Below are 16909 nucleotides of genomic sequence, written 5' to 3' on the forward strand. Positions count from 1 at the left end.
TGGTTCTGGCAAATTACATAAATCTGCCAAACTTGGGAATACATCAAACAAATAGACCAAAGCGTCTTTTATTTCGTTTTTAGGAACTCCTGGACCACTGATTATTAACGGCACTTTCATGCTATGTTCATAAAGGTCTTGTTTTCCCAATAAGCCATGACTACCAATAGCCAATCCATTATCGGCTGCATAAACAATAATGGTGTTTTCATACAACCCCTGTTTTTTTAGGGTATTGATTACATCTCCAATCCGATTGTCCATGTGACTAATTAAAGCATAATAATCTGCCAAAGAAGCTTGTATCAATTCTGGTGTACGTGGCCAAGGCCCGAGCATTTCGTCCCTAACACTTAAATTATCAAACTGAAAGGGATGCAAAGCTTTAAAATTCCCCGGAACAGGAATGGATGCGTCTGGATACATGCCTATATAATCTTCGCGGGGAGAACGTGGATCGTGAGGCGCTGTAAAAGCAATATAACAGAAGAAAGGATTTTCCTGTTTTCCATTGGCATAGCCATTTAAATAGTTTATGGCGGCATCAGCAAACAAATCGGTAGAATAGCCTTTATTTATCGGCTCACTTAATTTACCATCTTTTCCCAACTTGCGCATTGCGGTGCTATAATGGTCGGCCATTCCACCAATAAAAACATTGTCTCCATACTGAAAACTAGCTTCAAAACTTGTTTTCTCATTATGCCATTTTCCTGTACCAAAAGTTTCATAACCGTTTTCTGCAAAATGCATGGGCATGGTTTTCACGCCATTTAATTTATCGTAAACATGAAAAAGGCTTTTTCCACTCATAAGCATCGCTCTGCTAGGAGCACAAATAGCACCGTGGTGACCTCCCATTACATAACTATTGGTAAATTGAACACCATTTTGGGCTAATTGATCAATATTTGGGGTTTGGATATATGTATTTCCGGAGCAACCTAAAGCATCGGCCCTTTGGTCGTCTGCAAAAATAAACAATACATTAGGTTTGTTTTTTTGAGCATTCGCATTAATGGAAATAATTCCAACACTAAGTAAAATAATAAGTAATAGACCCTTTTTTTTCATTCTAATTTTTATGAATTCAACAGGTTTTCCCATCCTCTGGACTTAATTTCTTTTCCAACTTCTCGTAACACTTTTACATCTTCGGGATGCATTTCGCCAGAAGGGAGCGGGCCTGTATTTAACAACAAATTAGCTGGATAGCTATTTGCTTTCTTCAACATAGCAATGACTTCTTCTTTGGTTTTATGATTGCCATCTTCGGTTTTGGTATATCCCCAGCCTTTACGCTGTAAATGATCGCAAATTTCCAGTGGTGTTTTTATCTTTTCACTAGAATCAAACTTTCTTTCTGGAGCCAAGAAATCCTCAGTTCCTAAAAGCCCTTGTTTGTAAGACACTAATACCTGCGGTTGTTTAGCATGAATCATGTCATATAATTCTTGACATTTAAACAACGAACGATCTCCGGTCAATGGAACACCAATCCCATCTAACCAAATTCCAGCAATTGGCGCATAATTGGTCAACAACTCATTGATTTGATTAGACATAAATTCTAAATAAATATTCAAATCGTGATCAGTACCATATTTATAATGAGGCTCAGGAGTCTCAAATTTTGGTCTTGCGGAACTTCCCCATTTATCATTATTAGGTGCATGCGGATGACGCCAATCACGACCGTGTGAATAGTATAAAAACAAGGCTAATCCTTTCCTATTACATTGTTCTGAAAGTTCTGCAACTAAATCTCTTTTGGCTGGAGAATTCATACTATTAAAATCTGTATATTTAGTATCCCACAAACAAAAACTATCATGGTGACGCGTTGTTAAGTTGATATATTTCATTCCCGCTTCCAAAGCTAAATCAGTGATAAAATCGGCATCGAATTTATCTGCTGTAAACTGATCTTTTAATTTAGCGTATTCGTCAACATGGATTTTTTCGTTATTTTGAACCCATTCATGTCTTCCTAGTATTGAATACAAGCCATAGTGAATAAACATTCCGTATTTAGCATCTCTAAACCATTGACTAGCCGCTTCACGTGGATTTTTGGCGTATAATTCTTTGTAATCTGATAAATAGGATGGAATTTGATTATTATCACCAGAAACACTTAATGGATAAGCCGACTTGCAACTAGTGAATAACATGGTTCCTGCTCCAGCAAGAAATGATAATTCAATAAAACTTCTTCTTTTCATATATATATGACACCTTAGTTGTTAAACTTATTTTTATTTAATTCATTCAAAATAATTGCGAAAAAGGAAGCATAATTCTACTTCCTTTTTTACAACATGCTTTGAGTTTAAAACTACTATTTTAGTGGCGTTATGGTATAGGAATACTCCAAATCACCTGCTTGAATTCTAAACTCAGGATGCGCTAAAGCTTTTTCACTCCAACTGTTGTCTCCACCAATTCCTGTTTGTCCGTAATCGATATTAATATTTACGAAATCTCTTTTTTGAATATCGGTAGTGTGGCGTTGTTGTTTTGATTTACCAGCATCAAAATCATCGTTGTATTGATGGTGTGCGCTAAATCCTAACAATTGATTTCCTTTTATTTGGATTCCTTTTCCAGCATCATTTTTAAAAGTTACCCAACGAACATCGGTCTTGTACCCATTTTCCTGTGGACGAATGTAAGGGAAATACAAGTCTTCCACCTTTGCTCTGTAATCGCCTACCAATGCTGCAGTATTTCTATCATTGTAATTTTCAAAAGGCCCTCTACCAAACCATGCTACATTTTGATATTCATTTTTAATGATGAAATTATTTCCGAATCTTGGTAAATGCGGCAAGCTTTTGTCAACATTACGCAACGTATTGGTAACTATAATCGCTCCTGAAGCTTGGATATCATAAACAACAGTTATCTGACCTTTTACAGATGGTATATCAAATGTGGTTTGAATACGTAATGCTCCTTTTACTTTCGATTTTTTTAAAGATATTTCTTTAGCATTTGTAAAAAACTTAACTTCAATTAAGGAATGATTATCGGTAGCTTTTTTCCAAACCTCTAATTTTTCCGGAGATTTAGCTCCAAAATCATTATCGGTTACTGCACGCCAGAAATTAGATTTCACTCCGTCAACAAGTATGTTTCCGTTGCCGTAATCCAACGAATTTAAAATTCCTGTTTTAGAATCAAAATTCAATTTAAAATTGTCATTAGAAACCGTTACAACATTATTTTCTGTAGTGATAAATATTTTATCTTTTGAATCAGAAGCCAAAATACTGAATTTTGATGCCGTTAACTGAAATTGCTCAAAAGCTACTATATGTTTCGCAGGAACTAAATCGGTTGCTTTTTTATTTAAAGCATATATATTCAAATGGTATTCCACATTAGGATTGTCCATTTTAGGTAAATTAATTTTTACCGTTTTAGTTTGGTAAGGTGCCACATTTAATTGAGGCAACGTACCGAAAGCAATTTCCACTCCATTCTCCATTAATTTCCAAGTGAAATCATAGTCACTTAAATTCGTGAAATCGTAAGCATTTTTTATTTCAATTTCTCCATTCTTTGCATTAATATCTTTGAATTTAATGTATTGGTACACTTTTTTAACCTCGTACAATGCAGGATGTGCTGTTCTATCAGGATTTACAATTCCGTTTAAACAGAAGTTTACATCATTCTGCAATTTATCACCTCCTAAATCTCCTCCATAAGCCCAGAATTTCTCTCCATTAGAATCTTGAGTCAGCATGCCTTGGTCTACCCAATCCCAGATAAATCCACCTTGCATGATGTCATACTTTTCAATAACATCCCAGTACTTTTGTAAATTCCCCACACTATTGCCCATGGCATGTGCATACTCACATTGAATCAAAGGTCTAGTAGGATTATTTTCAGCATAGTCAATCATTTTTTCAATAGTCCAATACATAGGTGCTTGAATATCAGAATTGGCATAATTTGTTGCCCCTTCATATTGCGTTGGTCTTGTAGTATCTTGCTCTTTTAACCATTTGTAAGTAGCAAAAAAGTTTTCACCGTTTCCAGCTTCGTTTCCTAATGACCAAGTAACGATACAAGGAAAGTTTTTATCACGTTCAAACATTCTAACTGTTCTATCCATGTGAGCGCCTTTCCACTGCGGTAAATAGGCTGGATGAATGGCTTGCGCTTTTTTGTTTTTATCTAAACCTTGGTTGGTAGTTCCCATACCATGGGTTTCAATATTGGCTTCATCTACAACATAGAAACCATATTTGTCGCATAGCCTGTAAAAATGAGGGTCTTTTGGATAATGGCTGCAACGAATGGCGTTCAAATTGTTTTGTTTCATTACTTCCAAATCTTTCATAGTAAGTGCTTCGGAAACGGTATGCCCTTCGGTATCGCTATGGTCGTGTAGATTTGCTCCTTTTAAATAAACCGCCTTTCCGTTTACTAAAAATTGATTGTTTTTAATTTCAATTTTTCTGAAACCTACTTTTATAGAAGTAGCCTCAGTTGTATTGTTGTTTTCATCTTTAAAATCAATCACCAAGGAATACAAGTTCGGATGCTCTGCATTCCAAGTTTTCACATTCGGTAATTCCTTAAAAAATTCAACTGTATTTCTACCTACTTTTAAATCTATTTTTTTCGTTTCAGCATAAACTTCTTTAGTGCCGTCCAATAATTTAATTTCAAGAGTTCTTTTGGTCGCTTTTTTAGTATTGTTGTCCACTTTTAAAGCTACATTAAAAAGACCATCAGTATAATTATTATCTAAATCAGCAGTCACTCTAAAATCCCTAACTGTTAATTTATCTACAGCATAAACATATACATCGCGCTCAATACCACTCAATCTCCAAAAATCCTGGTCTTCCATATAGCTGGCATCCGACCAACGCAAGACCTGAACAGAAACCGTATTTTTTCCTTTATGAGCAAACTTAGTAATATTGAATTCAGCTGCTGTTTTGCTTCCTTCATTATAACCTACTTTCTCTCCGTTCACCCATACATACATGGCGCCACTGACGCCTGCAAAATGGAGATAAATATCTTTCCCATCCCAGTTTTGAGGGATTTCAAAATCTCTTTTGTAACTCCCTACATTATTTATATCATGAGGTATAAATGGTGGATTTGCAGGGAACATATAGGTTCTATTGGTATAAACAGGAATTCCAAAACCCTTCATTTCCCAATTTGAAGGCACTTGAATGGTGCTCCACCCTTTTAAACTAAAATCATTTTTATAAAAATCAGTCGGTCTTACATTTACATTTTCAGCATAATAAAAACTCCAAATACCATTGAGTGATTGATATAGGGTAGAATTGTTCCAACTTTCATTATTTAGCGCTTCATCGACAGAAGCATATCTATAAAATGAAGCTGTAGGTGCTTCTCTATTTATTTGAAAAATCTCAGGATTTTCCCACTCTGGGTTTTCCCATTTTTCAGATTTATACAATGGTTTTTCTTGTGCTTTACTAGTAGAAAACACAAATACCGAAGCTACCAGTATGTAAAAATATTTGATCATTTATTATTTTTTTAATTATTATGGTTAATCAGAAAGGCGTGTGAAACTTTTTTTTGACACTGGCATTATAAAAACGTAAAATTTAAATTTCTACTTATTCAAATCTAAAAATTGAGTTATAATTTTATATATCGAAAAAATCTAATTAAATATTAATTGCACATCTCAAAGTAGATTTATCGCACAAATAGACTCTATCGACCTAAAAACAATAATCTTGAAGCCAAATTTAATCTAAATTAAAAATCGAGATTTATCATAAATGGGGTAAAAATGTTGCAATACCCTAAGTTAGCAATAAGATAGCCCTTTGCATTCTAAATTTTCCTCTATCAAACCAAACTAGGGTATACTCTTTTTATAATTTACCAAAAATTTTATTAGGTTAATTTATTTTTTCACAGAGAATTTTTTCAACATATGTGGATTTTTATAAAGCGCTTCTTTATTTTCCATCAATCTTTGATGAATATGATAGGTAACATCCATCCAGTCTCTTTCTTCAACCCAAAGTGGCTTCATTAATTGAGTTTCCCAAGCTTTTAACTCATTGATGGCGGTATTAAAACGTGCGTTTTCTTTTTTAGTTAAATTAATCGTTTCCCCTAAATCATTTTCAAGATTGTAAAAGGTATGGCCATAATTTTCCAATCGTATTAATTTATAATTGCCAATTCTGGCTGCAGACTCTTCTAACTTTCTCCAAAATAATTTATCATGTGGATTTCCTGTTTGTTCTCCTTTTAAATAGGGCAATAAATTAACCCCATCTAAAAATAAATGATTCTCTTTTTCGATATGAGCTGCGGCTATGGAGGTTGTAAAAATATCTAAAGATGAACTTAAGCCAGTAAATGTTTGATTCGATTTAATTACGGAGGGCCAACTAACAACAAATGGTACTCTATGCCCTCCCTCAAACTTATTACCTTTCCATCCTTTTAATGGACCACTACTAGAACTATTGTTCGCAGCCCCACCATTGTCACTTAAAAAGTAAATAAGGGTTTTTTCTTCTATTTTTAATGCCTTTAATATATCTTGAAGCTTTCCTATGTTTTCATCCAACGACCAAGTCATAGCGGCTAATTCTTGTCTAGGATGATTTTTATATTTATCTAAATGTTCTTTTTTTGCTTCCATCGGTGTATGCACTGCATTGTATGCTAAATACATAAAAAACGGAGTGTCTTTATTTTCTTCAATATACTTAACTGATTGGTCTCCCAACACATCTGTCAAATAACCTTCAAACACGACTCGCTGTCCATTGTGCTGTAACATTTGCCCTCTTCTTGGATTTTTAATTGGAAAATATGACCTGCTCCCAACTTCAAAACCATAAAATTCATCAAAACCCCTTTGATTGGGATGGTCAGATTTATTATTTCCTAAATGCCATTTGCCTAAAGCTATGGTTTTGTATCCATTATTTTTAAAAACGTCTGCCATGGTCACAACATCATCCGACAGGCCGATATCACCTGCAATACCAGTATTTTCATTACCCGTACCATTTGCCTCAAAACCAAAACGTTGTTGATATTTCCCTGTTATTAAGCCCGCTCTTGAAGGAGCACAAACTGTTGCGGTTACATGAGCATCAGTTAAAACAACACCGCTTTTAGCAAGTCTATCAATATTAGGAGTATCCAAATCCTTGCAGCCCATAAAACCAAAATCGGAATAACCTGCATCATCAATTAAGATGATAATGATATTGGGACGGATTTTATTTTCACTATTAGTAATTTCTAATGCGACTTTAGGTTTTCTAGGACCACAGGATACAGTTACAAAAACTAATAAGAGTGCTAAACATATTCTTTTTTTCATTTCATTAATTTTTAATTTTTCTTTTCAAAATATCCGTTTTACTTTCCAAATACCACTACTAATTCATCTAATATTGGTTTTGATTCGTTTTCAGTCGTATCTGTAACTTTAACTTCAAACTGAAAACCATAGCCTTCTGGAAGACCTGATAAATCAACCGTAGCGGGATTTTTTTTTATCTGTTTTGAAAACCCTTCCTTATAATCATATTGTTCTTTTACCACTTGCCAATCGCTCCATTGGTCAATGGCACCATCGTTTGTAGTATCAACCCCAACGCGTATTTCAACGGTTTCTACCCAAGGACCATCGCTCACATAATCGGTATTCATTTGGGTAATTAAATGAAACTTACCTTCTGCAAACATAATGTCTGGGTCTAGGTGGCCTTTTCCAATATTTCCACAAAATTTAAACGGCTTATTAATATCGTTTGAAGTAAACCAAGCCACACTCATGCTCTCTCTTCCGTGGCCTCCAGCAGGGTCAAAATCGGCAAATAAATAATACTGCCCTCCAATAGAAATGGATGCCCAATCTCCATAAGCATTTTGTTCTGGTTCGTGTACTTGGTATGTTGCATAAGCTTTTTTATCTCCTTTTTTTACGCGGTGCTGTGGCACATCTTCTGTTGCCACTTTTGCCGGAAAGCGCTCTGGTGCTTCTGCATGCCAATGAGGATGTACATATTCTGAAAATTTACCTGTAGGTTTAGTTCTTTGATCTATTGGCGGATTTAAAACTTCAAAATTTCCGATACCAGTTTTACTTACCGCATGAACTGCCAAAGGCGAATCCCAGGCATGAGTAGATGCATTTATAGGCGACCAATCTTCTACTATTAAATGAAAATTACCTTCTAAATCGCGAATTACTGCACAATCGGAACCGTGTGTAACATCGTTAAATACCATTCCCATATTTTTTCCTGGAACACCGTCTGTTAAATCATCATCAATATAAAGGTGTGGATCTTGGTCGTTTGGAAAATCGTAATACAAATATAATTTACCATCAACATACTCAGCCGTTGTTACCCAAGCAGAAAATTGTTCCGTTACAGGTCCATGATGTACCCAATGCACCATATCCTTACTTTGCCATGCATGGTAACCGCCCAAACTTGGTTTTAAACCACCCGGAGCATCCAATTGGTTTTTATAGGGTGTGGTTTTTAAAAGCACATCGAACCCTTGTAAAACAGTATCCTTGGCTTGAAAAGTAGTATCATTTTTGCCTTTACCATATCTGCCAAACATCCAATAATTACCTTCACCCAACTGAAGCGCTACCGGCGCATCTGCTAAATTGGATGGCCCGATGTTAGGCACCGGTTTCCAATTGAGCCATTCAGGAGATTGAGATAAGGTTATTGATTTTACCGATTGTTTTTTGTCAAACTTTTTTAGTTTACTTCGAAATGTTGCTTCGGTACTTGTTGGCACTACTTTTCCATCCTTGATTTCCAGGTTTGATTGATGAGCCATATTAGCTTGCCATTCTTCCTGAGATGCCATTTTCCAAACGTTATCCTGAATGGTTTGGGAACACGATACTTTTGGAATAAGTATTGAAACTACCGTAAGGGTTGATAAAAGTTTATTCATTTTTTAATCTGATATTTTCGATTATTATTCTTTAATTAAGTTTCAAGACTGGCTCATTTTTTTTAAGGCAGTTTCAACTTAAATGTATTTGTTTGATAATTACGAACGGCCGTTATGGTTACATGCTTGCCGCTGTATTTGTTTACAAGCTTTTTAAAACCTGAAATATTATCTACTTTTTCTTTATTTATTGCCTGAATAATCCACTCTTTTTTTAATCCCGATTCCAGTAGAAGCTTGCCTTTTTCCGTATCGATGGATTTTATAAAGCATCCAAAATTATAACCTCCTGAAGCATCAATTAAATCTGGATCGTCGGCAATATCCACCATAACTGCTCCAAGAATCTCTTCAACAGCAGCCTTTTTCTCTGTTATGCTCAGGTCTCCGCTATATTTGCCATCCAGTAAAGTTTGAAACCAGCTTGGATGCTCTACTTTGTCCACCTTTGTAAATACCACTTCTTGAGTAAAATCAATCGGATTACCATTTTGGTCAAAAGATCTAGCCTTTAGGATGGTTGAACGTTTTAGTGTTAGGGGTTGTGAATAAACTGGTGAATGTATAGTTGGCTCCGAACCACCCAATGTATAACGGAGGCTACCTCCTTTTTTCATACGCACATCGGGCTTTAAAACAACTTCAACTTTTTCAGAAAAATCACCTCCAAAGGGTATTATCCTAGTCATTTGATGCCCAAAGGCATCCATTGGAAAATTTTTGAATCCCAACTTAAGTGCTGGCGAATGATTCTTTACGCTATAGTCTCCTTTTTCAGTGTCTTTAAATAAAGGTTGTTCCACTATGGAATTCCGGTCGTAACCTTCTGCCTGCCATTGCTCCATCGATTTGTCTTCTGCAATTTTTGGTGAATTCGGGTCGTTAACATTCCAATATAAATTGTAATCGTAATTGTTGCTCCATGGCGTGTCAGCAGGTAATCTGATTGGACGAATGAATCTATTTGTCGGTTCCACACTACCAGGTACTGCTCCTGAAATAACAAAGATGTTGTGATGCACCTCATCAAACGACTGTTTTGGCCATACATGCCAGCCCAAAGGCACCGCACTTACCGTAATGTTATTGTACACTTTTCGGTACATACCATCACGTAGTTTAATGGTTGAACCTAGGTTCAGGTTATTATAAATTTCATAATTTGAAGAACCATCATCCAAATCGATGGTCCAGTTTCCTGCACTAACAGATTTTCGGAAATTGGCTATCCTGTTGTTTCGTAAAATGGTAACATCTATAGCATCCAACTTTGTATATGTGTTAATGTAATCTTCCTCGGTACCGCCACCACCTAACCATTGGCGTTCGCGCCCCCAGGAGTTGAAAGGACCGTGTTCACCAGTTTCACGCACGGTTTCCCAGATATCGCAATTTTCAATAATATGTCCTCCCCACGTGCCATCGTTAATGCATATTCCAGCGCGTGGGCAGTTATAAATAGTATTGTGCGACACTTTTATTTTGTGGCTCATGGAAATATAAACACCTGCCACCTGTTTACCAAAATCGCCAAAATCGTGCATAATGCTGTTCTCCACAATACAATCTTTCGGGTAGTCGGGGGTTTTAGGACCTTGCTCCAAATCCATATGCTTGCGCATCTCGTTCCAATCTTTCCCGTCAATTTCCCTATCGTCCCAAGTTTGGTAAAAACGAACGGCAGATGGCGAGCCTACAAAACAAACCGCGCTTTCTCCAGTATGCACAAAACGGCAATTTCTAACTGCATTGTTTCGGTTATAAGCACTCATAAACACGCCGTTACCTCCCAAAAATTCGAAATTGCAATCTTCAATAGTACAGTTTTCAGCGCCTTCCATAAAAATGCCACCACCACGATGGATGGACCAATCGCCTCGCGCTACCGGTTCATATTTTTCCATAAAAGTTAAAGTAGACTGTGTGAAGGTGATTCCTCTTACAGCAATATGTTTTACGGGTTTTTCTGATGTGCCTTTTATCTGTATCAAATCTTTTAAAACAGGAACTTCAAAAACCGAATGCTGAAGGTTAATTCCCGTTCCTGGGTAGTAATACAACTGATGGCTCTCGGTATCCAAAAACCATTCACCCGGAACATCCAATTCTTCAAAAATATTTTCGATATAAAACCATGAGGCTTTCTCGCCCTTTCCTCCAATACCATACTTTCGTTGCAATTGCCAACCGCCTTCACCCAATAAAACTTTATGACTATCCCTTTCAACTGCTTTGATACGATATTGCATATTTCCCCAATTATGACTTTGAAAAGCGTGAACAATTCCGGTTTCGGGATGTTTCCATTCTTTTTGGGTAAAGATTTCTGGATTGTAGGTAAACCACTGGTCATAACGCTCGTCTGTACCACCTGCAACTAACTGATACCCCTTTCCTCCTCTTAATGGATTTTGATAATCATAATTAGGAAATCGTGCACGAACCTGCCTTTCATTGTTTACAAAAAGCTGGTCGAATTTAAGCCCATAAGGAACTTTTGTAACATAAATTCCATTCTTGTATTCGTTCCAATTTAAGCCATCTAAAAGTTTAGAACCTTTGATTATCACTTTTGCACCTGGTAAAGATGATATTGTAAATGGGGCTTCATTGTTTCCTGAAAAAGATGCATCCAACAACAGGGTTTCTGAAAGATAGTAAGTGCCTTCGCCTATCCAAATGGTTACGGCTTCCTTTCCTGCTAAAATTTTTATTTCGGAAACAGCGCGCTCCACAGTAACAAAAGGCAATTCTTTTGTACCCGGATTAAAATCATTACCAGCTATGGAAACATAAACCTCTTTAGAAAAACCCATATGGCTTACCAATAATAGCATTGCGACTATTTGAAGTTTTTTTATCCAAGACTTAATTTCTATATGGCTAATTCTCATTTTTTATAGTTTACTTTATGATTCATTTCTTTATTAAAACTCCAATATAGAGACAGGTGGTAGCGGCACGTTGTTTTGCTTTCGCCACGTAGTAAGTTCGCTTAATAGTTCAGCAGTTTTGGTTTTGTTTATATCTGCAAGATTTTCAGTTTCCTTTAAATCTTCTTTTAGATTGTACAACTCTACTTTGCCATCATTTAAAAACTGAATGAGTTTCCAATCGCCCTTTCTAATAATCGAACAGGGTGGGTTTTTGTAAGTACTTGCCAAATGCCAAAACAAGGCACGGTCTTTAAAAGGTTTGTTTTTCAATAAAGGAACAATAGAAGTTCCATCCAAAACTCCTATGTGATTTTTCACTTGTGCCAAGTCTAAAAAGGTTGGAAAATAATCCATGCCGCAAATAGGTGTTTCCAAAACTCCAGCCGTAACATTTCCTTTCCAATTTACAAAAGCAGGTACGCGAATGCCCCCTTCGTAAATGGTTCCTTTTTCACCTCTTAATACATTGGTATTGCTTTGTAAACCATTAAATCCGTTATCCGAAGTAAAAACTACGATGGTATTTTCTCTTAAACCTTGTTCATCTAAATAATCGAAAATTCGTTTTACGTTTTCGTCAATTGAAGCAATCATAGTCGCATAACCCGCTATTTCTTCCAATCGTTTTTCGCCTTGTCCCGTAACCGCATCTGGAGTTTTATTTAAAAATTTTTGGTATTGTTCTTCACTTCTCGGAACTGTTGGTCTGTGAGGTGCATAATAATGAAGGTTTACAAAAAATGGTTCGTTTTTATTGCGCTTTATAAAATCAATTGCATCATTGGTTAATCTATCCGTTAACCATTCGTCATCTTTTTTATCTTCAATAAAAGGATTTTTAAACGGTGCTTCGTAGCCGCCACTTTCAGATTGATACCCTTCAACATAACCTCTCGCAGGATCGCCCCACCAAGTACCACCAACGTTTTCATCGAAGCCTTTTCCTATTGGATAATACTGTTGAATTTCAGCCGATTGATGTTCATGCAACCAATCTAAATTTCCGTTAGCAGGTTGATTTAATGGTTTTTCAAACGGATAATTTGTTTCTTCTTTGGGGTTTGGCCCTACCACATGCCATTTCCCCAAGTGAATGGATTTGTAACCTGCTTCTTTTAAAGGTTGGGCGTACATGATATGTTCCAAACCCACTGTCCAACGCGAAAAGATATTGTGTTGATTATCTCCTTTTTCTAATACAGGCACGTTGTAAACGCCCGTTCTAAACGACTGTTTCCCCGTCATTAAAGCGGTTCTTGATGGGGAACATGTTGGGTACATATAAGCATCTGTAAACACCAAACTTTCTTTGGCTAAAGCATCTAAATTGGGAGTTTCAAACCAGTTACTACCCATAAAACCTACATCTTGCCAACCCAAATCGTCTGCCATAATAAAAATGATGTTTGGCTTTTTTTGTTGGGCACAACTTGTAAAAATCCAAAAACAAATACAAACTTGTATTACTCTTTTAATGTTATCCATCTAAATCTACTTTAATTTCTTTTTAAGCTTTGTTACTTTTCAAAAGAACAAGGATATATATATTCACTCCTTTAAAGTTATTGAAACTTATTTTTCAAGACCTGTAGGTCCTCCTTTATATGATTCCTCCCATTTAATATTTGGTGCTTTCCAATTAGGAATACCTATGCTTTCTTTTTGTGTATTATAATCAACGTGAAAGGGTTTTTCTGCTGCTAATGGCACGTCCTCATTAATCATTAACGGACGAGCCTCGTCCCAAAATTTTTCGTAAGCATTCTTCATTAACGCAACAAGCTCTGGGTATTCTGCTGTTACATCTACATGCTGTTCTGGATCATTTTCCATATCGTATAACACACCTTGTACTAATCTAAACCGCTGGTTACGTACAGAATATCCCCCCCATTTAAAATCATCAGGATTTGCTTTGTGTTTCCAACGTGTTACATGCTGAAAAAGAAAACGGTCTTTCCATTGTGGATTTTTCTCTAAAATTAAAGGTTTTAAGCTTCTACCTTCAAATGCATTTGCTTCTGGAAGCTTAGCATCGGCAAAATCTGCTAATGTTGGTAAAATATCTAAATAACTAGCAACTGTATTTACTGTACGTCCCTCTTTTATCATTCCTTTCCACCGAACAAAGAATGGCACACGAACACCACCTTCGTTTACGGTACTTTTTAAACCTTTCATCCCGGCATTATAAGACATCATGGGTTCTCCATTTTTGTTCGTGCCAAGTTGTACCTGAGGACGTCCAGCATTACCTTTTAATCCACAACCAGCCGTAGTCATCCCATTATCGGAAGTAAAAATAATAATCGTATTTTCCATCAACCCCCAATCTTCTAACTGATCAAACAACTGTCCCATACAATCATCTATATGTTCTACCATTCCGTAAAAACCTGCAGTTTTGCTCTCAAAACCTAAATCTTCAAAATGTTTTTGATATTTTGGAGGTGCCACAAATGGACTATGTGGTGCATTAGTTGATAAATAAGCAAAAAATGGTTGGTCGGAATCCTTTACTGATTGAATCCATCCTAAAGTTGACTTAAACAATATATCTGTAGTATAACCTTTAGCTTTTACAAATGTTCCATTATGTTTAAATACTGGATCAAAATAAGTGTTGCCAGGAACATCTGCACAAGATCCTGGATAAGCTTGCCCAATACCTCCAGCACCATGAATAAACGTTTCGTCAAATCCACGATTCTCAGGTTGGTATGGTTCTTCATCTCCTAAGTGCCATTTTCCAAAATAACCAGACGTATAACCTGCAGGTTTTAAAACTTCTGATATGGTAGTTGCCTTCAGATTAAGTCGTTCTCTTTCGAATATGGTATGAGTAACTCCATTTTTTATAGAATGAACTCCAGTCATAATACCTGCACGACTTGGTGCACAGGTAGACCCCATCATAAAACGATCGAAACGAATAGACTGATCATGCATTTTATCTAATTCTGGCGTTTTAATCCAAGGATGTCCATGTGCACCCACTACTGGGTATCCCTGATCATCTGTCATGATAAATATGATATTGGGACTTTTTTCTTGAGCACCTAAGGTTACTAACCAACAACAAATAACAAATTGTATAATTTTTTTAATATAACCCATCTATTTAACTTTTATTGAACTTCTTTAAAAGCTGTTTTAATATCGTTAATACTCACTCCAAAAAGTTCTTTCACTATTGGGTTTAAAGTATCTTCATCACCTTCAATGTGAAAAGTGGTTTGAATATGTGTGCCACTTTCGCCTGACTTTAATGCCAAAGCAGGTGAAGAGGTTTCTAACTCATAAAAAGGCCCTAATGGTTTAGCTCCTGGCTCTGGAGCACCATCATTGTAAGCATTAATCACATCACCGCTAAAAGGCTCTTTTTGAATTTCCCACATAGAGTTTACGTAATCTATCACATTTTTTGGTTTGTTGTATTTAACGATGGTTAAAATTCCGTTTGCAGAATCGTAAGAACCTGCGATATTTTTTGCTCTCATTGGCGACAAACCTATTTTACTTCTGTATTCTCCATCGCCTTTAAAGAAAATAGCATTCTCTTTTACTACCAATCTATCTGATGGCACTTTCCCAAAATACGAGTCGTTTACTATGTTCCCTAATTCTGCTTCATCTCCTTGAACATAAGGAATAACAATAGTGGTGTTTGGGGAGTGCTTGAACATGCCTAACAACCAAATAGACAACAACCCATTATCTTTTTTCCAATCTGTTTTTCCAATATTTTTCAGTGTATTGGTAGTTTGATACGCCACTGTTTTCATATTGTCTGAAAGGTTTTGCAAGCCTAATTCTTTTTGAATGTCATCCTTGGAAAGAATAGCCACTTCGCGTTCAATTTCCATATCAAACTGGAAACCTGAGTAGTTTTTTAAAGTTGCTTTTTTTGAAAACGTAGCCGAAGTTGCCGATACATTTTTTACATCAAAAGGTTCTAAATCTATTAATTTTGGTGTGTACCAATCCTCCAAAGTAAACTCAGCGCCTTTTTTAAAAAAGATAGAGTATTGTCCGCCTTCTGGTCCTAACCAAAATCGTTCTTCTCCTCCGTATACATTGATATGTTCCTGGATTTCTTTTGATTCAAATAATGCTTTATTAATCCAACCATAGCTTCTTCCTTTTTCCCCGTTAGAGCTACTAGTCATCACTCTTCCTTGTAATGCTGCCGACACAGCTACTTTAGATTGGTTTGAAGTATCTGTAAGCTCAATCAATTCGATATAATTTTTCATAAAACTAACGTCATCTCCATATCTATTTGTATCCATTTGTTTTTCTTTATTTTCTGTTTGATTTTCTAAATTTAAGTTGGATTTATTCTTATGACCACAAGAAATCATAAATACAAATGACAGCGTTAAGATTCCTGTTTTTTGAATGAAGAAGGAATGTTCGTTTTTCATAGATGAAATTGTTTGATTAATAACTTATTCTTTTACAATTCAATTTTATTTTGGTTCTAGTTAATTACTTTGACATGTCTTACTTGCTGGTTACGAACTACCTTTAAATCAACTTTTCCTTTAAGCTTTTCAGTTACTCGAATAAATTGATCTACATTAGAAGTTTTTATTCCGTTTACAGCCTGAATCAAATCGCCTTCTAAAAGACCTGATTTTGTTAAATGACTTTCATTAAAAATATCCAAAAGCACAACGCCCCCTTCTTCTTTGCTCACGCCAAATGCCGAAAATTCTTCACTAGTTAAATTGCTAAAAGTAGCTCCTAGCCATTTTACATTTTGGGTGACTTCACTTTCAACCTTATTAGCCTTTAAAATTGGCATTTCAGGTGTACGGGCAATTGCTTTTAAAGATGGCTTTTTCACACCAAATTGATCCATTGGGAAATTTTTGAAGCCCATTTTCAAAGCTGGTGAATTTTCTTTTACTCTAAAATCACCTTTTTCAGGATTGACAAACATGGGGTCACCAAAAGTTGAATTTTGATCCCAACCTAAGGTATTGGAA

At 36.0% G+C, this 16909-nt stretch carries 9 protein-coding genes and 1 pseudogene; all 10 read right to left on the reverse strand.

What is annotated here, in order from left to right:
* Window positions 1-1074 (reverse strand): sulfatase-like hydrolase/transferase (locus ABYI63_RS15835; RefSeq protein ID WP_372757738.1); only part of this gene is annotated, 1074 nt, incomplete at its 3' end.
* A gap of 8 nt (window positions 1075-1082) precedes the next feature.
* Window positions 1083-2225, reverse strand: coding sequence for an alpha-L-fucosidase (locus tag ABYI63_RS15840; RefSeq protein ID WP_372757740.1), 1143 nt, complete (start codon window positions 2223-2225; stop codon window positions 1083-1085).
* A 116-nt stretch (window positions 2226-2341) separates the two neighbouring features.
* Window positions 2342-5536: a glycoside hydrolase family 2 TIM barrel-domain containing protein gene (locus ABYI63_RS15845; protein ID WP_372757742.1), complete on the reverse strand. Its 3195-nt coding sequence runs from the start codon at window positions 5534-5536 to the stop codon at window positions 2342-2344.
* Window positions 5537-5926: 390 nt separating this feature from the next.
* Entirely contained in the window at window positions 5927-7372 is a 1446-nt protein-coding gene (locus tag ABYI63_RS15850) for a sulfatase-like hydrolase/transferase (RefSeq protein WP_372757744.1), read from the reverse strand.
* 38 nt (window positions 7373-7410) lie between these two features.
* Window positions 7411-8979, reverse strand: a complete 1569-nt coding sequence (locus ABYI63_RS15855; protein ID WP_372757746.1) for a hypothetical protein — start codon at window positions 8977-8979, stop codon at window positions 7411-7413.
* Window positions 8980-9041: 62 nt separating this feature from the next.
* A complete protein-coding gene (locus tag ABYI63_RS15860) occupies window positions 9042-11873 on the reverse strand; it encodes a right-handed parallel beta-helix repeat-containing protein (RefSeq protein ID WP_372757748.1) in 2832 nt (943 codons plus the stop codon).
* 33 nt (window positions 11874-11906) lie between these two features.
* Window positions 11907-13400: a sulfatase gene (locus ABYI63_RS15865; RefSeq protein ID WP_372757750.1), complete on the reverse strand. Its 1494-nt coding sequence runs from the start codon at window positions 13398-13400 to the stop codon at window positions 11907-11909.
* A gap of 87 nt (window positions 13401-13487) precedes the next feature.
* Window positions 13488-15032, reverse strand: coding sequence for an arylsulfatase (locus ABYI63_RS15870; RefSeq protein ID WP_372757752.1), 1545 nt, complete (start codon window positions 15030-15032; stop codon window positions 13488-13490).
* Between the two features lie 11 nt (window positions 15033-15043).
* A complete protein-coding gene (locus ABYI63_RS15875; RefSeq protein WP_372757753.1) occupies window positions 15044-16342 on the reverse strand; it encodes a DUF6786 family protein in 1299 nt (432 codons plus the stop codon).
* A gap of 56 nt (window positions 16343-16398) precedes the next feature.
* Window positions 16399-16909: pseudogene (locus ABYI63_RS15880) on the reverse strand (peptide-binding protein); the annotation flags it as partial.

The organism is Mariniflexile sp., assembly GCF_041583155.1.
Lineage (GTDB): Bacteria > Bacteroidota > Bacteroidia > Flavobacteriales > Flavobacteriaceae > Mariniflexile.